The organism is Nocardia araoensis NBRC 100135 (genome assembly GCF_000308435.1).
Taxonomy (GTDB): Bacteria; Actinomycetota; Actinomycetes; order Mycobacteriales; family Mycobacteriaceae; genus Nocardia; species Nocardia araoensis.
In genome coordinates, this window is record NZ_BAFR01000112.1 from 1 (window position 1) to 20,206 (window position 20,206).

Annotated in this window: 18 protein-coding genes; 6 read left to right on the forward strand and 12 right to left on the reverse strand. The window is 68.2% G+C overall.

The genetic code is table 11. The features are described from left to right. Nucleotides 1–78: 78 nt before the first annotated feature. The gene (locus ON21_RS14460; RefSeq protein ID WP_157170838.1) at nt 79–801 is read right to left on the reverse strand and encodes a hypothetical protein; all 723 of its coding nucleotides are present in this window, start codon (nt 799–801) and stop codon (nt 79–81) included. A 1,513-nt stretch (nt 802–2,314) separates the two neighbouring features. Between ON21_RS14460 and ON21_RS14465 the strand changes: the two genes are divergently transcribed. After that, nucleotides 2,315–3,346, forward strand: a complete 1,032-nt coding sequence (locus ON21_RS14465) for a tyrosine-type recombinase/integrase (protein WP_039798418.1) — start codon at nt 2,315–2,317, stop codon at nt 3,344–3,346. Nucleotides 3,347–3,424: 78 nt separating this feature from the next. Here the strand turns inward: ON21_RS14465 and ON21_RS14470 are convergent, their stop codons facing one another. From ON21_RS14470 to ON21_RS14480, 3 genes are read right to left on the reverse strand one after another with little or no spacing between them, the layout of a single operon-like run. Beyond that, the gene (locus ON21_RS14470) at nt 3,425–4,471 is read right to left on the reverse strand and encodes a TIGR03842 family LLM class F420-dependent oxidoreductase (protein WP_039798435.1); all 1,047 of its coding nucleotides are present in this window, start codon (nt 4,469–4,471) and stop codon (nt 3,425–3,427) included. Nucleotides 4,472–4,501: 30 nt separating this feature from the next. Beyond that, nucleotides 4,502–5,923 carry a dihydropyrimidinase gene (gene hydA / locus ON21_RS14475; RefSeq protein ID WP_039798419.1) on the reverse strand — a complete coding sequence of 474 codons (1,422 nt, stop codon included), beginning with the start codon at nt 5,921–5,923 and terminating at the stop codon, nt 4,502–4,504. Between the two features lie 16 nt (nt 5,924–5,939). Further along, entirely contained in the window at nt 5,940–6,776 is an 837-nt protein-coding gene (locus tag ON21_RS14480; protein ID WP_039798420.1) for a nitrilase-related carbon-nitrogen hydrolase, read from the reverse strand. Between the two features lie 211 nt (nt 6,777–6,987). Between ON21_RS14480 and ON21_RS14485 the strand changes: the two genes are divergently transcribed. Then, the gene (locus tag ON21_RS14485) at nt 6,988–7,716 is read left to right on the forward strand and encodes a peptidylprolyl isomerase (protein ID WP_245562605.1); all 729 of its coding nucleotides are present in this window, start codon (nt 6,988–6,990) and stop codon (nt 7,714–7,716) included. A gap of 156 nt (nt 7,717–7,872) precedes the next feature. Here ON21_RS14485 and ON21_RS14490 read toward each other — a convergent pair whose 3' ends face one another. Beyond that, nucleotides 7,873–9,054, reverse strand: a complete 1,182-nt coding sequence (locus ON21_RS14490) for a cation:proton antiporter (RefSeq protein ID WP_039798421.1) — start codon at nt 9,052–9,054, stop codon at nt 7,873–7,875. A 4-nt stretch (nt 9,055–9,058) separates the two neighbouring features. Then, nucleotides 9,059–9,541 (reverse strand): cation:proton antiporter regulatory subunit, encoded by a 483-nt coding sequence (locus ON21_RS14495; protein WP_039798422.1) that lies wholly within the window; start codon nt 9,539–9,541, stop codon nt 9,059–9,061. Between the two features lie 224 nt (nt 9,542–9,765). Here ON21_RS14495 and ON21_RS14500 point away from each other — a divergent pair, with 224 nt between their 5' ends. Next, nucleotides 9,766–11,856 (forward strand): acyltransferase family protein, encoded by a 2,091-nt coding sequence (locus tag ON21_RS14500; RefSeq protein WP_086006421.1) that lies wholly within the window; start codon nt 9,766–9,768, stop codon nt 11,854–11,856. Between the two features lie 11 nt (nt 11,857–11,867). On the opposite strand, the gene ON21_RS14505 is transcribed toward ON21_RS14500, so the two are convergent. Genes ON21_RS14505 through ON21_RS14515 form a run of 3 tightly spaced genes read right to left on the reverse strand, consistent with a single transcriptional unit; the run spans nt 11,868 to nt 14,420 of the window. Continuing rightward, complete coding sequence (locus ON21_RS14505) at nt 11,868–13,391, reverse strand: glycosyltransferase family 39 protein (protein ID WP_039798423.1); 1,524 nt, start codon at nt 13,389–13,391, stop codon at nt 11,868–11,870. After that, on the reverse strand, nt 13,384–14,019 hold the full coding sequence (locus ON21_RS14510) for a TetR/AcrR family transcriptional regulator (protein ID WP_039798438.1): 636 nt from the start codon (nt 14,017–14,019) through the stop codon (nt 13,384–13,386). The genes ON21_RS14505 and ON21_RS14510 overlap by 8 nt, the downstream gene beginning before the upstream one ends. Before the next feature lie 35 nt (nt 14,020–14,054). Further along, on the reverse strand, nt 14,055–14,420 hold the full coding sequence (locus tag ON21_RS14515) for a nuclear transport factor 2 family protein (RefSeq protein WP_039798424.1): 366 nt from the start codon (nt 14,418–14,420) through the stop codon (nt 14,055–14,057). 115 nt (nt 14,421–14,535) lie between these two features. On the opposite strand from ON21_RS14515, the gene ON21_RS14520 reads away from it, so the two are divergent. Continuing rightward, the gene (locus ON21_RS14520) at nt 14,536–15,543 is read left to right on the forward strand and encodes an RNA polymerase subunit sigma-70 (RefSeq protein ID WP_039798426.1); all 1,008 of its coding nucleotides are present in this window, start codon (nt 14,536–14,538) and stop codon (nt 15,541–15,543) included. Nucleotides 15,544–15,606: 63 nt separating this feature from the next. Here ON21_RS14520 and arc read toward each other — a convergent pair whose 3' ends face one another. Then, nucleotides 15,607–17,367: a proteasome ATPase gene (arc, locus tag ON21_RS14525; protein WP_039798439.1), complete on the reverse strand. Its 1,761-nt coding sequence runs from the start codon at nt 17,365–17,367 to the stop codon at nt 15,607–15,609. Nucleotides 17,368–17,546: 179 nt separating this feature from the next. Here arc and ON21_RS14530 point away from each other — a divergent pair, with 179 nt between their 5' ends. Continuing rightward, nucleotides 17,547–18,062, forward strand: a complete 516-nt coding sequence (locus ON21_RS14530) for a WKL family lipoprotein (protein WP_063821074.1) — start codon at nt 17,547–17,549, stop codon at nt 18,060–18,062. Between the two features lie 42 nt (nt 18,063–18,104). Here the strand turns inward: ON21_RS14530 and ON21_RS14535 are convergent, their stop codons facing one another. After that, nucleotides 18,105–18,938, reverse strand: coding sequence for a tRNA (adenine-N1)-methyltransferase (locus ON21_RS14535; RefSeq protein WP_039798427.1), 834 nt, complete (start codon nt 18,936–18,938; stop codon nt 18,105–18,107). 75 nt (nt 18,939–19,013) lie between these two features. On the opposite strand from ON21_RS14535, the gene ON21_RS14540 reads away from it, so the two are divergent. Continuing rightward, nucleotides 19,014–19,925, forward strand: coding sequence for a RecB family exonuclease (locus tag ON21_RS14540; protein ID WP_051020802.1), 912 nt, complete (start codon nt 19,014–19,016; stop codon nt 19,923–19,925). A 3-nt stretch (nt 19,926–19,928) separates the two neighbouring features. Here ON21_RS14540 and ON21_RS14545 read toward each other — a convergent pair whose 3' ends face one another. Continuing rightward, nucleotides 19,929–20,156, reverse strand: a complete 228-nt coding sequence (locus tag ON21_RS14545; RefSeq protein ID WP_039798428.1) for a hypothetical protein — start codon at nt 20,154–20,156, stop codon at nt 19,929–19,931. Between the last annotated feature and the right edge of the window lie 50 nt (nt 20,157–20,206).

A 20,206-nucleotide genomic window follows, 5' to 3' on the forward strand; every position in this document is an offset into this window, starting at 1 on the left:
CACGGCCATTCAAGTGGTCCAGACACGGCGAAGCCGCGGAGACGATTCGTCGCCACAAGCGTGCTGGCGGAGGGGCACTCAACTGCCGGGGGTCTTTGCCAAGTGATCGAGCCAGAGCATCACCCAATCTCGGACGAAACGCCGTGCGGCTGGCAGCGAAAGGCGCTTCTGGGTACCCGGTCCTTGGCCTACGGCATGACGCACTTCAGGCAGGTACTGCCCTTGGTCCCCTGGATGGTTGGCCGAACCCGTGAAGCGGCGAATCATCGTTCTTGTGATCCGCCCATCCATTGCCAGGACCTGATTAGGCACTTCATCTTTGATGAGCTCATAAACCTTGTACAGGTCAACCCAACCAAGTTGGTCCGACTGAGCAATGATCGACAACACTGTTTGCACGCGCGGATTGGTCAGCGCGACCCTGGCGTGCTGGGGTCCTGGCGACGGCGGAGGGGAGGCTTCCGCATCGCCGATGGTGATCTTGGGCGTAGGCACCCATGCGTATGCCGCTGCCGCTGACACCCGCACGACGACGTGTTGTCGATCTCCGTCTCCGAAGTGCCCGTCCAAGGTCACTGGCCGGGACATCGGCTCATGAACTTTGCTCAGGCCGTTCACATAGTCCACCAGCCGATACGCGGCGTCATAGAATCGCTCCCCCGCTGGGGGAGAGTCGATTTGCGGGGATGAGAGATAGTAGCGATCACCATCCCTCACGACCCGTATGTCGCCTTCCGGAAGAAGTCTGACGAGCGACTGAAGCGTGATGGCGTCGCCCTGGAGCCATGCCTTGATGGTCACGCCATGACTGTAGACATCGAGGTCCGGTCCTTCGGCCGCGTGGCCCTGCTGTGTGCTGGACTGCATCATGTTCTCGCGCCCACCGGCGTCAAGAGCGATTATGGCGTCACTCCGGGATGTGCCGCGCCCCAATTTCAGCCCCAGCACCGACCTGGGGGTCAAGTGGTCAGACGACCGATCGGCCCCAGACGCACCTAGACCGTCTGTGTGTTCGGTCCCCTCCCAATCGCCGCGCTGGAGGCGGCAACCGCCGATTACCTGGAGCAGCGCGGGATCCCCTGCTCTTCAGCCGCCCATCTGGCCTAGCACTCGCATGCGGCAGACGGTCCCAGCGTCCACTCGGCGGCTGCCCCAGCCGATCGACCTCTTCGCGCAGCGCCACCAACTGCTTTGCATGCGACCTTCAACGTGCTTCGGCCAGTCGGTATTTGCAAGAGGTCACTCGGATACAGCTCCGCTCCACCCCAGCAGACGCTCTTCCCACACTCGATTCCGCATGTCTACCTCAAGGGCGATGACCTGCGTCTGCTCCAGGACGAGGTCTGCCAATGCGGTTCGTCGATCCACAAGCCGTAAGACGTACTGGCTGGCGATTGTGATCAAGCCTCCGTCACCGCACCTGCCAGAGCGAACCAACCCTGCATGCTTCATGTGTCCTGGAGCTATGGCGCTGAAACCAGGCATCCTTCCTCGGCAAAACGTTGCACTTTATAGGACGATTGAGCCGGGAGAAGCGAACTTCGACGGTGTGCACGCCGGCTCCAGGGGTAGCGCAGTTGTCGAAGATCAGCTTTTATGGACGAGGGAGAATCGGCAGGCCGGGCAGGAAGCAGTGCCCGATGCCATCAATTCCTCATGCCCAAGACAACTCCGCCTCAGCGGCGAACAACTCTCACCTTTTGGCCCCTGACGCTCAAGGCGCGCAACCGCCGTCTGAAGCGGTTGCGAGTAGCGCAGCTGACCTGCAGTTCGGTGAGCTGTACCGAGATTCGAACCGACTGGCCGACAGCACCAAGGTCCGGCCCGGTGCTGATGGACCTTCAGACGCTTGCGCACAACCGGATCAGTCCGTGGCCTCCGTATTCGACGACTTGTATCAGCCCCGTCGTCGACCGACAGAGCTGGCGTCGATACCTTTCGCGTTCCCCGGCATGGTAGACAGCGACATCCTGATCTCGGTCGCGCATTGCGCAACCACAACACTCGACGACCACAGCCGACTGTCCGACAGGTCGGCAATTAGAATACTCGGATGGTCTGCGGGACAGAGCATTTCATTCGACAGCGATCACCGTAGCATCAAAGCCCGCGCTGCCAGGCAGAGTCGGTGGTCGGTCGGCCGATCGGGTTACCTCCGCATCCCAGCCGTACACCGCCACCGGTGCAACCTTGTTCCAGGCGACAAAGCACTGGTTGTGGCCGACGTCCATTGCGACGAGCTCCTCATCCTTCCAATTCCGATCATCGCCGCAGCGTTGCGAGCCTATCTCCCTGACCTCTGGCCAGGTGCATAATGAACGACGATCTCGACCTCAAAAACGCGCTCCAGTTGATCGCCACTCAGCTCGGCCAGGCCGTTGCACGCCCTGCCACCACTCCAACCTTCAGCGAATACATCGCGGAGCTCAGGACCGCCCTGCCGAACGCTACCGTCAAAAGCTACGAATCGTACTGGCGGAGAGTTGAAGTGGCGTGGGGAGACCGATGCCTCGATGCACCCACGACTACCGAAATCAACCGATTCGTCGAGGACCACCGCCGCCACGCGATCATCCGCTCCAACTCTCGCCAGGGCCGTGGAGCAGCCGCGAATATGGTCTCCGCAATCCGGTGCATCTACCGACACGCCGAACACGATGGCCTCATCAGCTCGATCCACAATCCAGCCAGAAACACCCGCAAACCGCCACAACAGCCCAGTCCCCGCCACGCGCTCACCACAGAGCAAGTCGTCGCGATCGGTCACGTAGCGGCTACCACGGGCGACGACACCGAACTAGACGCTCTCATAGTCCGCATCCACATCGAAGCGGCCTGCCGCCGCGGTGCAGCGCTCGCCTTGACGGTCTCCGATCTGGATCCCGACGACTGCCTGATCAGGCTGCACGAGAAAGGCGACCGCGTGCGGTGGCACCCGATCTCACCTCAGCTTATGAACAAACTGATACAGCATATCGATACGCGCGGAGGTCCCGCCGCCACGGAAAAGCTGTTGCGTTACCGCAACGGCCGGCCGATCACCGCACGCCGCTACGACTACCTCACTCAACGCGTCAAACAGCACCTGGCCTGGGCCCAGCGACTCCAGGTATCGATCCACTGGGTGCGCCACACCACCCTCACCTACGTCGAACGAGAATTCGGCGAAGCTGTCGCCCGCGCATATGCCGGCCACGCCGAAATCCACAGCACCACCGCGACCCCCATCTACACCAAAGCGAGCCTCATCGAGATCGCCGAAGCGCTCGTCGCGCTAACCGGCCAACCCCACCCTCTGGCCCGCGCTGTCCGCCACCCCCTGGCGCCCAGATACCCCAACAGATGATGTACCCTCTGACCCCATGAACACGCACCCGAGGCGAGTTCACCCCGATCAGCGAGTCAGAAGACGTGATCGGCCACGCTAGTTGCTCCCTTCGGTCGACTTGGTCGCGGTCACGAGGGAAGCGAGACGAGGCAGCACCGATTCACCGTACGCCGCCAATGTCGCGTTCTTCGCGTCGTGCTGGAGATAGACGGCGAATTGGTGCACGCCGAGCCCCTCCAGCTCGCGCAACCGGGACAGTTGGTCGTCGGGCGTGCCCAGCAGGCAGAAGCGGTCCACGATGGCGTCGGGCACGAATTCGGCGTGCACATTGTCCGCGCGTCCGTGCAGGTTGTAGTCGTAACCGCGCCTGCCGTCGATGTAGTCGGTGAGGGCGGCCGGGATGTCGCCTGCCGTACCGTATTTCGCCACCATCTCCGCCACGTGGTTGCCGACCATCCCGCCGAACCATCGGCACTGTTGCCGCGCGTGCGCCAGCGCCGCGTCCGTGCCGTCGGTGACATAAGCGGGTGCGGCGACGCAGATCCGGACCGCCGCCGGGTCGCGGCCCGCGCGCTCGGCCGCGGCCCGCACCCGGGCGATGGTCCATGCCGTGATGTCCGGGTCGGCCAGTTGCAGGATGAACCCGTCGGCCACGGCACCGGTCAGGTCGAGTGCGCGTGGTCCGTAACCCGCTACCCACACCTCCAGCCGGGAGCCGGCCGCCCACGGCAACCGCACGACGATGTCGTCCACCCGCGCACTACGACCGTTGCCCAACTCGCGGATCACCTCGATCGCTCGCCGCAGCGTCGCCAGCGTGGCGGGCTTGCCACCCAGCGTGCGCACAGCCGAGTCGCCGCGGCCGATCCCGCATACGGTGCGGTTGCCGAACATCTCGTTGAGCGTGGCGAAGGTCGACGCGGTCACCGTCCAGTCCCGGGTGGCCGGGTTGGTCACCATCGGACCGACGACGACCTTGCGGGTGGCGGCCAGGATCTGGCTGTAGATGACGTAGGGCTCCTGCCAGAGCAGATGCGAGTCGAAGGTCCAGACGTGGGAGAACCCGTAGGTCTCCGCGAGCCTGGCCAGTTCGATCACGCGCGAGGCCGGGGGCGTGCATTGCAGCACCACACCGATGTCCATGCGGCACTTCTCCGTTCCGAGCATCGAGAGTCAGATCAGGTTCTGCGCGAGTCCACGCTCGACGAACCGGCCGTGCCCCGCGTGCCCGAGGTAGACGCCGTCGTCCACGACCACCCGGCCCCGGGACAGCACCGTGTCGACGTGACCGTCGATCTCGAATCCCTCGTAGGCCGAGTAGTCCATGTTCATGTGGTGGGTCTTGCCGACGCCGATGCTGGTGTGGCCGTCCGGGTCGTAGACGACGATGTCGGCGTCCGCACCCGGGCTGATCACCCCTTTGCGCGGGTACATGCCGAACATCCGGGCCGGTGTGGTGCAGCAGACGTCGACCCAGCGTTCCAGCGGAATCCGGCCGGACCGGACGCCCTGGAACATGAGATCCATCCGATGCTCGACGCCCCCGATGCCGTTGGGAATCCTGCTGAAGTCGCCGAGCCCCATCTCCTTCTGGTCCTTCATGCAGAACGGACAGTGATCGGTGCCCACGGCCGTGACGTCACCGGTGCGCAGGTAGCGCCACAACTCGTCCTGATGCCCTTCGGCCTTCGATCGCAGCGGCGTCGAGCACACCCATTTGGCGCCCTCGAACCCCGGCGCGCCGAGCTGGTCCTCGAGCGAGAGATACAGGTACTGGGGGCAGGTCTCGCCGAAGACGTTGCGCCCGGCGTCGCGGGCGGCGGCGATCCGGGCCAGCGCCTGCTTGGCCGATACGTGCACGATGTACAGCGGCACACCGGTCAGCTCGGCCAGCATGATCGCGCGGTGGGTGGCTTCCTCCTCCAACTGCCACGGTCTGGTCGTACCGTGGAAGTACGGCGCGTTGTCCCCCCGCGCGAGCGCCTGCTCGACCAGGACGTCGATGGCGATCCCGTTCTCCGCGTGCATCATCACCAGCGCGCCCAGCTCCGCCGCGGATTGCATGGCGCGCAGGATCTGGCCGTCGGTGGAGTAGAAGACACCCGGATATGCCATGAAGAGCTTGAAGCTGGTGACGCCCTCGGCCACCAATTCGCGCATGGCCTTCAGGGATTCGTCGTCGACGTCGCCGATGATCTGATGGAAGCCGTAGTCGATCGCGCACTGCCCGGCCGCTTTCGCGTGCCAGGCGGCGAGCGTGTCCTGGACCCGTTCCCCTTGCCGCTGGACGACGAAGTCGATGATGGTGGTGGTGCCGCCCCACGCGGCCGCGCGGGTGCCGGTCTCGAAGGTGTCGGAGGCTTCGGTGCCGCCGAAGGGCATCTGCATGTGGGTGTGGCCGTCCACGCCGCCCGGGATGACGTATCTGCCGGTCGCGTCGAGCACCCGATCGGCGGACGCGGCGAGGTCCGCGCCCAGCGCGACGGAGCCCGGCCGCAGGACGGCGGCGATGGTCTCGCCGTCGACGAGCACGTCGAGCGGCTGCGCTCCGGTGGCGGAGACCACCGTGCCGCCGTGGATGAAGACGCGCGCCATGTCGTTCTCCCCGGTCTCAGGGGGCCACCAGCGGCCCGTAGGCGTCGGGGCGGCGATCGCGATAGAAGGCCCAGCGGTCGCGCACCACCTTGATCAGGTCCATGTCCAGATCACGGACCACCAGCTCGGGGTCGGTGTCGGAGGCGACCTCGCCGACGAACTTGCCTTCGGGGTCGACGAAGTAGCTGGTGCCGTAGAAGTCGTCGTCGCCGTACTCCTCGGCGCCGACGCGGTTGATGGCGCCGATGTAGTACTCGTTGGCCACCGCGGCCGCCGGTTGTTCCAGTCTCCAGAGGTAACCGGACAGCCCGCGTGACGTGGCCGACGGGTTGAACACGAGTTCCGCACCCGCGAGGGCCAGCGCGCGCCACCCTTCCGGAAAGTGCCGGTCGTAGCAGATGTACACGCCGACCTTGCCCACCGCGGTGTCGAACACCGGCCAGCCGAGGTTGCCCGGCCGGAAATAGAACTTCTCCCAGAATCCGTGCACGTGCGGAAGGTGGTGTTTGCGGTACTTGCCGAGATAGCTGCCGTCGGCGTCGATCACCGCCGCCGTGTTGTACAGCAGACCCGGCTGTTCCTGCTCGTACACCGGCAGGATCATCACCAGGCGCAATTCCTTCGCCAGCGCGGCGAATCGCTCCGTCGTCGGCCCCGGGACGGATTCGGCGTAGTCGTAGAATGCCGTGTCCTGCCGTTGGCAGAAATAGGGCGCGTAGAACAGCTCTTGGAAGCAGATCACCGACGCCCCGTGCGCGGCGGCGCGGCGCGCGTAGTCCTCGTGCGCGGCGAGCATCGATTCCTTGTCACCGGTCCAGTTCGTTTGGACCAGCGCCGCTCGAACGATTCCCATGCCTCGTTATACGTCACCCGGAGCCGAATCCGTGGTCCGACGACTGCCGGGGAACATTTTGTAGCCAATCCGTGGCAACCGCGGTTACGGCGACATCCCGACCGCGCGCATCCGGGCAATCGAGCCGTACTCCCCCACCCGGTCGGGCGAGATGGAATGATTCGCGCTGCATCGTCCGGTGCGCAACCCCGAGTGAAGGAGATTTTCAGCGGTGAGCAGCGAAGTGCAAGCGCGAGAACTCGTCAACGGTCGGCGCGCTGGGCGCCGGGGCGTACCGTGGCGATCGCTGCGGATCCTCGGGGTCCTCGCCGTCGGTGTGGCGCTTGTGGCGTCCACGGCGGGTGTCGTCTCGGCGACCCCGTCGCCCGCTCGGGAGCAGGGCCCGGCCGGCTGTGGCGTACCCGCCGCCGGACAGCCGAACGGCAAGCAGTGGCCCGCCGAACCCGGCATGACCATCGATCCCAACGCGCACTACACGGCGACGCTGATCACCACCTGCGGCACCGTGACCGTCGCACTGGACGCCGCCCGCGCGCCGCGCACGGTCAACTCGTTCGCGTTCCTGGCCGGCGAACGGTACTTCGACCACACGAAGTGCCATCGGCTCACCACCGACGGCATCTACGTTCTGCAGTGCGGCGACCCCACGGCGACCGGCATGGGCGGACCCGGCTACCAATTCCCTGACGAGAACCTGACGGGCGCGACCTACCCGGCGGGCACGATCGCCATGGCGAACGCGGGCCCCGGCACCAACGGCAGCCAGTTCTTCCTGGTCTACCGGGACGCGCCGCTGCCCCCGGACTACACCCCGTTCGGCCGGGTCACCGCGGGCATGGACGTGCTCAACGCCATCGCCGCCGCCGGCGTCAAGGACGGCTCCTCCGACGGCGCACCGGCCGCCGACGTGGTGCTCGATTCCGTCGCCGTGCGCAACTGAATTCCGCGCGCCCGCGGGTGGCGGCGTCCGATCGTCGCCGCCACCGCGGACGTCAGCCTGCCCGGTTCGCGAAGAACACGACCTCCCGGGACGTGGGCCGTCCGGTCCTGCCGACCGGTCGACTCGTCCGCCCGCAGAAGAGCTTGAACGAATCGGTCAGGACACCGCGGCCCGCCGCCGCAGCACCAGCGCCATCGCAGGTTCGACGAACCGGCTGGCGATCGGCCCGAGAACCGCCATCAACAGCACGTAAGTGGTGGCCAGTGCGGCGAATTCGTCGGGTACCGCGCCCGCGGCCACCGCGAGACCCGCGATGACGATCGAGAACTCGCCGTGCGCGACCAGGGCGGTGCCCGCCCGCGCCCGGCCCAGACGGCCCGCACCGGCCCGCTTGGCCGCCCACCATCCGGTGGCGATCTTGCTGGCCGTGGTGACCAGTGCCAGCAGGCAGGCCCAGCCCAGCACCGGAGGAATGCTCGCCGGGTCGGTGCTCAGGCCGAACAGCACGAAGAACAACGCGGCGAACAGATCGCGCAGCGGTTCCAGGAGCTTGGTCGCATTGTGCGCGGTCGAGTCCGAGATCGCGATGCCGAGCAGGAACGCGCCGACCGCTGCGGATACCTGCACCGCGGAGGCCGCGCCCGCCACCAGCAGCGCGGAACCGAGCAACTTCAACAGGAAGATCTCGCGGTCGGCGCTGTCGACGATCGCGGAGACGTAGCGGCCGTAGCGCAGCGCGACGATCAGCACGACGGTGACCGCCGCCAAGGCGATGGCCAGCATCTTCATTCCGGCGAGGAAACCGACACCGGCCAGCACCGCGGTCAGCACCGGCAGATATCCGGCCATCACCAGATCTTCGAACACCAGGATGGACAGGATCACCGGCGTCTCCCGGTTACCGAGCCTGCCCAGATCGTTGAGCACCTTCGCGACGATGCCCGAGGACGAGATGTAGGTGACCCCGGCCATCGCGATGGCGCCGGTGAACCCCCAGCCGAGCCCGAGGGCGACGAGCACACCCGGCGTCGCGTTGAGCACGATGTCCACCACACCCGCCGCCCACGATCGGCGCATGCCCGTGACCAGTTCCGGCGCGCTGTATTCCAGGCCGAGCAGCAACAACAGCAGGACGACGCCGATTTCGCTGGCGAGGTGGATGAAGTCGTCCACCTGCCGCAGCTCGACCAGGCCACCGGTGCCGAACACCAGTCCGCCGATCAGGTACAGCGGAATGGGCGACATGCCGATGCGCGCGGCGATCCGCCCGAGCAGGCCGAGGCCGAAGAACACCGCGCCCAGCTGGATCAGCGCGAGCGCGGTCTCGTGTGCCACCATGCGCTCAGCCGTCTAACAGGATCTTGGCGGCGGCCTCGAGGCCCTCCACGGTGCCGACGACGACGAGCACGTCCCCGGCGGTGAAGGTGAAGTCCGGCCCCGGCGAGGGAATCGGCTGCCCGCTGCGGACCACCGCGACGATGGACGCCTTCGTCCGGGTGCGCATCTGGGTCTCACCGAGCCTGCGCCCGTCGAAGCGGGAGCGGTCCGGGATGGAGAGCTGCCGGGTGGTCAGCCCGGTGAACTCACGGTGTTCCTCGCGCAGCTGTTCGACCAGTTGCGGCGCGCCGAGCAGGCTGGCCAGCACGGCCGCCTCTTTCGCCGTCAGCGGTACCTGTTCGGTCTCGTCGGGATTGTCCGGCTTGCTCACGATGAGGTCCATCGTGCCGTCGCGATGGTCGACCACCCCTATCCGGCGTCGTGTATTGGTCAGCGGGAAATCCTTGCGTACACCGATACCCGGCAGGGGTGTCACCTCAACATTCACGATCCCACCCTATCGACCGGCCCGCCGCACCCGGCCGACGGGTGACCGAATTGTCCGTATTCGCCGCCGTTTCCGCACGCCACTCCGGCCCGGCGAGTTGGACCACCGTTCACCGCCCGTGGTAAGAGAGATGACGTGTCCCGTACATCGTCCCGTCGCCGAGCCGTTGCGTTCCGTTTCCGCGACGACCGCGCCGTGCGAGTCCGGTGACCGTCGCCCGAGCGGTGAATCGGTTGCTTCGGCCGGGTGCGGTCGCCCCCACGGCGGCTGCGCCGCAGGCGAGCGCCGGAGAGTACCGACACGATCTGGACGGGCTGCGTGGCGTGGCGATAGCGCTGGTCGTGGCGTTCCACATCTGGTTCGGCCGGGTGTCGGGCGGCGTGGACGTGTTCCTGGTGCTGTCCGGTTTCTTCTTCACCGGTTCCCTCCTGCGCGGTGTGGCAGCCACCGGCACGGTCCGCGTCGCGCACATCGGGCGGCGACTCGCACGCAGATTGCTGCCCGCCCTCGTGACGCTGCTGGCGGCCGTGGTCGTGGCGACCGTGCTCCTGCGCCCGTTCACCCAGTGGGGCGATATGGCGGCGCAGACGCTGGCGTCACTGCTGTACTACCAGAACTGGTATCTCGCGCTGTCCTGGTCGGATTACCTCGCCGCCGATCCGTCGGTGAGCCCGTTGCAGCACCTGTGGTCGATGGCGGTGCAGACGCAGTTCTATCTGCTCGCGCTGGTGGGTGTCGCGGCGGTCGCGCGCCTGTGCCTGCGGTTCGCCCGCCCCGGGGCGGTGCGCCCGACCTTGGCGATCGTGCTCGTCGCGGGCGCGGCGGCCTCGTTCGCCTACGCCGCGCACGGCACCGCGGTGCATCAGGGCTGGAACTACTACGACAGTTTCGCCCGCGCCTGGGAGTTGTTCGCCGGCGCGCTGCTGGCGATCGTCGCCCCCTGGCTGTCGCCGCCGCGCCCGGTGCGGGTCGCGGCGGCGGTCCTCGGCGCGGTGGCGGTGCTCAGCTGCGGTTGGCTGATCGACGGCGCCGACGTGTTTCCCGGTCCGGCCGCGCTGGTCCCGGTCGGAGCCGCACTGGCACTGATCATGGCGGGCGGCAATCTCGCCGCCGCCGATCAGCCGCTGCCCAATCGGCTGCTCGGCACGCCTGCCGCGGTACGCCTCGGCGAACTGTCCTACGCGCTGTATCTGTGGCACTGGCCGATCCTGATCTTCGTGCTGGCGCGGACGGGCGCCGCGACGGCAGGACTCGGCGTGGGGCTGGGCGTCATCGGGGCGTCGCTGGTCCTCGCCTATCTGACGAACCGGTTCGTGGAGGAGCCGCTGCGGTTGCGGTCCGGCCGTCCGGCCGGGCAGACGCCCGCCAGCGCCCGCCGCACCGGGCGACTGGTCGCGGCGCTCGGCATCGCGGTACTCGCGGCATCGGTCGGCGAGCAGGTGGCGACCAGGGCGAATCCGCCGCGTGCGGTGGCCGCGCTGGACTCGGGGCTCTATCCCGGCGCGGAAGCGCTGGTCAACGGCGCGAGCACGCCCGAGGCTCCGATGCGGCCGAGCGTGTACGAAGCGCCCGCCGACGCCGCCTATCCCTCGCGCGACGGCTGCATCGCGGACTGGGACACCCGCGACGTCATCACCTGCACCTATGGCGACGCCGACGCGGAGCGCGCCATCGCGGTGGTGGGCAGCTCACATGCCGAGCACTGGGTGCCCGCCCTCGACCTGCTCGCCCGCGAGCACTCCTTCCGAGTCGAGGTCTACCTGAAGATGGGCTGCCCGCTGACCGTGGCGGAGGAACCGACGTACAAGGGCGAAGCGAACCCGGACTGCCGCGACTGGTCCGTGGAGGTGATCGACCGCCTCGGCGTCGAACGCCCGGAGTGGGTCTTCACGACGGCGACCCGCCCTCGTGACGGCGCGGGCGACGAGACCCCGGCCGACTACCTGGACGTCTGGACCCGGCTGGCCGACCGGGGACTCAACGTGCTCGCCATCCGCGACACGCCGTGGCTGCGCCGCGACGGCGTGCGATACCGGGCCATCGATTGCCTCGCCCAGCACGGCGACCGGATCAGCTGCGGGATGCCACGCGCGACCGCGCTGGACGAGGTGAATCCGGCGCTGGAGTTCGCCGCCTCGTTCCCCAACGTGTTCCCGCTGGATCTGTCCGACGCGCTGTGTGAACGCGACGTGTGCGCGGTCACCGAGGGCAACGTCCTGATCTACCACGACGAGCACCACCTCACCGCCAGCTATTCGCGGTCGCTGGCGCCGGAACTCGGCAGGCGCTTGTCGCCGGTCCTCGGCTGGTGGTGAGGCGGCCCCGGTCAGTTCAGCCGCAGCATGTCCGGCCAGGCTCGCGACCACGGCACGAGCGGTTGCGCACAGCGCCAGACCGTGACGCCGCGGGTGACTCCCGGGTAGCCGAGACGGGCATCGACCCGCCCGGTCGCGGTCACCTCCGCGCAGTGCGCGCGCACGTCCGCCTCGGTGCCACCTACCCACAGCACCGTCGTCGCCGTGTCCGGCGGAGTACCGATGTAGCCGAAGCCGCGATTCGGGCTGAAGACGGCGGGCAGACCGTAGGACGCGCGCGCGAGGTCGAGTGCGCTTGCCTGCCAATAGGAATCGGCGATCACGACGGCCGACGCCCGCTCCGGCTCCGGCAGCGCCGCGTAGGCCGCCGCCGTCCCGGCCGCGAGTTCGGACCAGCCGAACCGCCCGTAGAGCGCGATCTCCAGGCCCGCCTCGGCCTGGGTTTCGACCGGCTCGATGTCGGACTCCGCACGCAACGGCAGCGAGACGACCACCAGCGCAACGGAGATCGCGGCCACCACAGCGGTGACGATCAGGCGCGAGCGACGCCGGCTCTGCGTCCACCGCACCGCACCGACCGCGATCAGCACTCCGTAGCAGCCCGCCGCGTAGTACGGCCGGCCGGCGGTCGCGATGAAGACCACGACCAGCACCAGCGGCATCGGTCCGAGAAACCGGTAGGGGCGCAGGCTTTCGGCACGGAACAACGCCCACACCCCGTACACCAGCAGCAAGCCACCGAGCACACCGGCGGCGGCGAGCGCGAGCGGCAACCAGATGTAGCGCCCGCCGATCGTGGCCTGCTCCGCGGCGACCACGCCACCCAGACGCAGCTGCGGCCACCCGTGCGCCGCCTGCCACACCAGGCTGGGCGCCGAGGTGAGGACGACGATCGCGGCGCCCCACCACAGAGCGGGGCGGCGCAGCAGCTCACGCGGCCCGTAGATCGCCACCCCGATCGCGAGCGCGATCCAGAAGAACGGGATCAGCCACTTGACCTGCATGTCCACCGCGGTGACCAGCGCCGCGGCCAACAGCAGGCCGTCGCGGCGGGTGCGGACCCATCGGATCACCAGCCAGCTCACCACCACCCACAACGCCGTGTCGATCGTGTTGGTGGCCAGCTGATCACCCTGCACCAGCAGGAACGGCGAGGTGGCGTAGGCCGCCGCGGCCAGCACCTGCGCCGCGCGGCCACCCCCGAACTCCCTGGCGATCTGGGCGGTAAGCACCACCGCCGCCACGGTGACCAGCACCGCCGGAAGGCGCAGCGCCACCAGCGAACCCGGGGCGAGCAGATCCGCTGTCCGCGCAAGGGCGGGCAGCAACGGCCCTTGATCGGCGTAGCCCGCCGCGAGCCTGCGGCCCGCCGCAACGAAATACAGTTCGTCGCCCAAGAATCCGTACCGCCCGATCGAGACCAGCAACGCGGCAGCAGCCAGCGCCGCCACCGCGCCGACGCCGCCGAAGGCGAACGGGGGCAACGGTTCCGCGTGATCGTCCCGGCGCGACGGGCTGTCCAATACTTCAGTCATCCTTGCCCGCCTTTCGGGTCGCCGTGTCGAACAACCGGCACAAGTGCGCCGCATACGCGTCCATCGCGAAATCCGGTTCCCGGACCGCCCGTCCGGCCGCGCCATCGATGGCGTCGCGGATGGACTTGGCCATCAAGAGCGGATCGAACTCACCGAACTCGCCGGTGCGCTGCCCTTCGGCGAGGATGTCGACCAGTGGCGCGATGATGTCGCGTTCGCCGTCGGCGGAGGCGAACTTGGGGTTGCCCTCCGCGTCCCGCAGATTCGTCACCACCTCGACCAGTGCCGCCACATACGTGGTGTTGGCATCGATGAAGCCGAGGTTCGATTCCAGGTAGGCCAGCAGGCTCGCGCGCGGTCCGGTCGCCGCGCCGACCCGTGGCGCGATGTACTCCGCTGCCGAGACGTACAGCTGGACCACCAGCTGCGTCATCAGATCGTCCTTGCCCTCGAAGTGGTAGGAGATGACGCCCTTGGAGATGCCCGCGTGCTCGGCGATCCGCGCCAGTGACGCGTTCGCGTACCCGGCCTCCGAGATCACCTCCACCGCGGCGGCGATGATCTGCCGCCGCCGCGCCTCCTCGATGAACGACCTCCGTTGGCCACTCGTACTATTTTCTGGCCGCATGGCCAAATTTTAGCACGAGCGGCCTGGAGGCCCCGCTACCGAGCGGCGGCCCGGGCGGCGGCGAATGGAGCGCGGTCGAAGATGATCCGGATACGCCTGATGCGGCCGTCGACCACCGTGTGCCACTCCGCACCCGGCGCGTGCGGGACCGGAACGGTCACGGTGTCGTACATCAGCAACGCGGTGCGGTCGTCACCGAAGGACGCGAGCAACGTCGCCTCGGTCAGGATCCGGCTGAACGGTTCGAGAAAGTCGCGGAACGCCGCGGCTCCGGTGATCCGCCCGGCCGGTGCGTCGCAGACGATCTCCTCGGCGACATAGCTCATGGCCTCGGCGAAATCGTGCCCGGTCCAGGCGTGATAGAACGCCAGCGAGGTCAGCAGGGCGGTCGGTTCCGACATGGTGTCTCCTTCCGGTGAGCAGCGGCGCGTCGCCGTGCTGTAGGTAGTGACACCGCGAACGGGCGGGATGGAACGCCCCGTGTGGAATCGCCGGAGAACTGGCACCATCAGCGGCGTGCGGCAGAGCATCCTGGAACGCGCCCGCGCGGGCGACGAGGCGGCGTTTCGCGCCCTCACCGACCCGTACCGCCACGAACTCCAGTTGCATTGCTACCGCCTGCTCGGCTCACTGACCGACGCCGAGGACGCGCTCCAGGAGATCCTGCTGGCGGCTTGGCGGGGCCTGCCGGGGTTCCAGCAGCGATCCTCGCTGCGCTCCTGGCTGTATCGCATCGCCACCAATCGCTGCCTCAACGCGCTGCGTGACGCCCGGCGCCGGCTACCACAGGAGCCGGAGCCGCCGTTCGCGCCGCCCGCACCCACCCGCCGAGGCGAACTGCGCTGGTTGCAGCCCTACCCCGGCGGCGAGCCGGACCTCGCCGATCCCGCACCCGGCCCGGAAGCCCGCTACGCCGCCGCCGAAGCGGTCGAGCTCGCCTTCGTCATGGGATTGCAGCGGCTGCCGCCCCGCCAGGCCGCGAGCCTGGTGCTGCGCGACGTGCTGGGTTTCCCGGTCGCCGAGGTGGCCGACCTGCTCGGCGTCACACCCGGCGCGGTCAAGGGGAACCTGCAACGCGCACGGGCGTCGCTCGACCGGTGCCGCGGGCACGCCCCGCGGCCGGGTACCTCGGGCGAGCACGACCTGGCGCGCCGCTTCGCGGCCGCCTACCTCGCGGGCGATGTCGACGGTGTCATCGCGCTGCTCACCGACGACGCCTGGCTGTCGATGCCGCCCGCACCGCACGAGTACCACGGCCCGGCCGCGATCGCGGCGTTCCTCACCGCCTCCTTCGCCTACCGCGGCGAACGCCGCGCCCACCTGCTGCCGACGCGTGCCAACGGGCTACCCGCGTTCGGCAGCTACCTCGACGACGCACGTCGACCGGTCGCGACCCCGGCCGGTCTGATCGTGCTCACACCCGCGGGCGACCGCATCGGCAGAATCACCCGCTTCCACCTCGACGCCCTCTATCCCCGGTTCGGGCTCCCCCGCGAGCTGCCGGCCGTTCCCGACCGCGCGTGACCGGCACACACAGCCGAAGGGCCGCGCCTCCGGGGAGACGCGGCCCTCGTGGTCGGCGGAACCTTACAGGTACTGACCGGTGTTCGACTCGGTGTCGATGGCGCGGCTGGCACTGGCGTTCTTGCCGGTGACCAGCGTGCGGATGTAGACGATCCGCTCACCCTTCTTACCCGAGATGCGTGCCCAGTCGTCCGGATTCGTGGTGTTGGGCAGGTCCTCGTTCTCGGAGAACTCGTCCACGATCGAATCGTAGAGATGCTGGATGCGCAGCCCGGGATTGCCCGTGTCGAGCACCGCCTTGATGGCGTACTTCTTGGAGCGGTCCACGATGTTCTGGATCATGGCGCCGGAGTTGAAGTCCTTGAAGTACAGGACCTCCTTGTCACCGTTGGCGTAGGTGACCTCCAGGAAGCGGTTGTCCTCGCTCTCGGCGTACATCCGGTCGACGACCCGTTCGATCATGGCGTTGATGCACAGGACCTTGTCGCCGCCGAACTCGGCCAGGTCGTCGTCGTGCAGCGGCAGGTCCTCGGTGAGGTACTTCGAGAAGATGTCCTGCGCCGACTCCGCGTCCGGACGCTCGATCTTGATCTTCACGTCCAAGCGGCCCGGTCGCAGGATCGCCGGATCGATCATGTCCTCGCGGTTGGAGGCGCCGATCACGATGACGTTCTCCAGGCCCTCGACGCCATCGATCTCCGACAGCAGCTGCGGCACCACCGTGGTCTCGACGTCCGAGGAGACGCCCGAACCGCGGGTGCGGAAGATCGAGTCCATCTCGTCGAAGAACACGATCACCGGCGTGCCCTCGGACGCCTTCTCGCGCGCACGCTGGAAGATGATCCGGATGTGGCGCTCGGTCTCACCCACGAACTTGTTCAGCAGCTCGGGGCCCTTGATGTTCAGGAAGTAGGACTTGGCTTCCTTGGCATCCTCACCGCGCGCCTCGGCGATCTTCTTGGCCAGCGAGTTGGCCACCGCCTTGGCGATGAGCGTCTTACCGCAGCCGGGCGGACCGTAGAGCAGCACGCCCTTCGGCGGACGCAGCGCGTACTCGCGGAAGAGGTCCTTGTGCAGGAACGGCAGCTCCACCGCGTCGCGGATCTGCTCGATCTGCCTGCCGAGACCGCCGATGTCGCTGTAGTCGACGTCGGGCACCTCTTCCAGCACGAGGTCCTCGACCTCGGCCTTGGGAATGCGCTCGAAGGCGAATCCGGCCTTCGTGTCGACCAGCAGCGAGTCGCCCGGCCGCAGCTTGCGAATGGGGGAATCGGGATCGTCCAGGTCGTCCATCTCGGCGACCTTCGCCAGCGGGCCTGCCAGCCACACCACACGCTCCTCGTCGGCATGGCCGACGACCAGGGCGCGACGGCCGTCGTCGAGGATCTCCCGGAGGGTGCCGATCTCGCCGACCGCGTCGTAGTGCCCGGCCTCGACGACCGTGAGCGCCTCGTTGAGGCGGACGGTCTGACCGTATTCGAGCGTCGAGGTCTCGATGTTCGGTGAACACGTCAACCGCATCTTGCGACCCGAAGTGAACACGTCGACCGTCTGATCGTCGTACACACCGATCAGAATGCCGTATCCGCTCGGCGGCTGACCCAGCCGATCGACCTCCTCACGCAGCGCGACCAGCTGCTGGCGCGCTTCCTTGAGGGTGTCCATCAGCTTCGTGTTGCGAATGGTCAGCGAATCGATGCGGGCTTCCAATTCCCGTGTGCGATCCGGCGAATCGGCGAGTTGCCTTCGGAGTGCAGCCGCCTCGGCGCGTACTGCCTCGAGCTCTCTCCAGGCCGCCGAATCCGAATTCTCGATGGGGCTCATGTGCTGCTCCTCCCAGTCCCGGTCTATCAACGCTACCGGGCGCGACCCGTTCTCGCTTTCCGACATGGTTTCGTGGTGATCACATCTGGGCCGCGATCGGCGGCCGGACCACCATGTTAGCCTGCCCTAACCCGACCCTGGCGAGCCTGCTCGCCGCTCGAGCCGAAAGGTTGCCGACCATGCTCCTTCCCGCGAGAACCCTGCGTGTTGCCCTCGCCACCGCCGCGACGGCGCTGGCCATTTCCGGCGCGGTGGCGGCGTGCGGCTCCGACGACGACTCCACCAGCGCGGCGACCTCAGCCACCACCAGCGCCGCCGCGTCCGGTACCCACGATCACTCGGCCCACGCGACCGGGGCGCCGACCGCCGAGACCTTGCAGGCGGTGCTGGTGAAGCTCACCGATCCGGCTGTACCCACCGCTGAGAAGACCAAGCTGATCGTCGACGGCGAAAAGCGTACGGCGAACATCGACAAGATGAACGCGGGCCTGCAAGGCTACGCGCTCACCTTCGCCGTGGCCGACATCACCACCCAGGGCAACACCGCGAACGCGCAGGTGACCATCACCTCCCCGCACGGAGCCGCCCCCGCCGTGCCGCTGAGCTGGGAAAACGTCGACGGCACCTGGAAGCTGTCGGACGCGAGCGGCTGTCTGCTGCTCGGCTTCGCGCAGGCGCCCTGCGTCCCGGCCTGAGTCGCGCCGGGCCACCCGCCGCGGGCCGCCCGGCCGCCGCGCTCAGCCCTTCGACGGCCTGCGCTGCGGCTTGGGCGTGACGGTGCCCTCGGCGAGCCTGCGCGCGCTGACCAGGAAGGCGGTGTGGCCCTGCATGCGGTGTTCGGGCCGCACGGCGAGGCCGACCACGTGCCACGGCCGCACCAGCGACTCCCAGGAACGGGGTTCGGTCCAGCACTCCTGCTCGCGCAGCGCTTCGACCACCTTCGACAGCTGGGTGACGGTCGCCACGTAGACGATCAGCACGCCCCCGGGCAGGAGCGCCTTGGACACCGCCGGTAGCGCGTCCCACGGGGCGAGCATGTCGAGCACGGCGCGATCGACCGGCTCGCCGGTGTAGTCGGCAACGTCTCCCACCGTCAGCGACCAGTTCGCCGGACGCTCGCCGAAGAACGTCTCGACATTGCGGATCGCGTGCTCGGCGTGGTCGGCGCGGATCTCGTAGGACACCACCTGCCCCTGCGGCCCCACCGCTCGCAGCAGCGAGCAGGTCAGCGCACCGGACCCGGCGCCTGCTTCCAGCACGCGCGCGCCGGGGAACACATCGCCCTCGTGCACGATCTGCGCGGCGTCCTTGGGGTAGATCACCGCGGCGCCGCGCGGCATGGACAGCACGTAGTCGATCAGCAGCGGACGCAATGCGAGGTAGGGCGTGCCGTTGGTGGAATGCACCACGCTGCCCTCGTCGGCGCCGATCAGGCTGTCGTGCTTGATCCCACCGCGATGGGTGTGGAACTCCTTGCCCGGCTCCAAGACCACCGTGTACAGACGCCCTTTGGCATCGGTCAGCTGCACCCGGTCACCGATGGTGAATGGCCCGGTCCGTCTGGCCGTCATGAATCTCCGTCCCACTCGTCGAAATCCGCGCTGTCACGCACCGGCGTGTCGGTGCCGCCGGATAGCCTGCCAGGTATGTGCTCGCCCGTGTCCACGCCCCCTGCCGACGACGCACGGGCCGCCCAGCCCGATGCGACGGCCGACCGCGCCCGGCCCGCGCTGTCGCCTTCCCGGGCAATGGATTTCAAGCAATGCCCGCTGAAATACCGGTTCCGCGCGATCGATCGGATACCGGAGCGGCCGTCGGTGCACGCGGTGCGCGGCACGGTCGTGCACGCGGTGCTGGAGGACCTCTACGGGCTGCCCGCGGCCGAGCGGGTGCCCGAGCGCGCCGAGGCCCTGGTGCCGACGGCGTGGGCGCGGGTGCACGCGGCACAACCGGAGGTGGCGGAACTGATCGCCGCCGGGCAACTCGACGCGTTCCTCGAGGAGGTGCGCGCGCTGGTGCGCCGCTACTACCGGTTGGAGGATCCCACGCGGTTCGACCCGGAATCGCGCGAAGCCCGAGTGGAGGTGGAACTGGCCGACGGCGCGCCGCTGCGCGGGTTCGTCGACCGGATCGACATCGCGCCCAGCGGCGCCCTGCGCGTCGTGGACTACAAGACCGGCCGCGCACCGGGGCCGACGCAAGAGACCAAAGCGCTGTTCCAGCTGAAGTTCTACGCGCTGGTGGTGTTGCGCACCCGCGGCCTCGTGCCCGCCCAGCTGCGACTGATCTACCTGGCCGACGAGCAGATCCTCACCTACACCCCCGACGAGCAGGAGTTGCTGCGCTTCGAGCGCACCCTTTCGGCACTGTGGGCGGCCATCCTGGAGGCGGGCCGCACCGGGGACTTCCAGCCGAACACCGGCTGGCTGTGCTCGTACTGCGACTACAAGCCACTGTGCCCGGCGTTCGGCGGCACGCCACCGCCCTACCCCGGCTGGCCGCGCGGCGGCGTCGCCGAATCCCCGGACGAGACCTTGGCCGAGGCCGTCTCGGATTGACGGCTAGCGGCCCAGCGCGGCCACCAGGAAGTCCAAGGAGGTCCCGCGCTCGCCGAGCAGTACGACCGCTGCGATCAAAACCGCGACCAGTAGCGCGTCGCCCGCGACGACCGATAGATTTCGTATCCGCGTCCACGCCGGGCGACGTTCGGGAACGCCGCAGACCGTCGGGGTAGTCGCTCGGCTACCCGGCTCCGTCCCGGCCTTCTCGTCGTTGGTCCTCTCCGGCACGCCCGACAGTCTGCCCGATGGGCCCGGGAATTTTCGAGCCCATCCGCGAA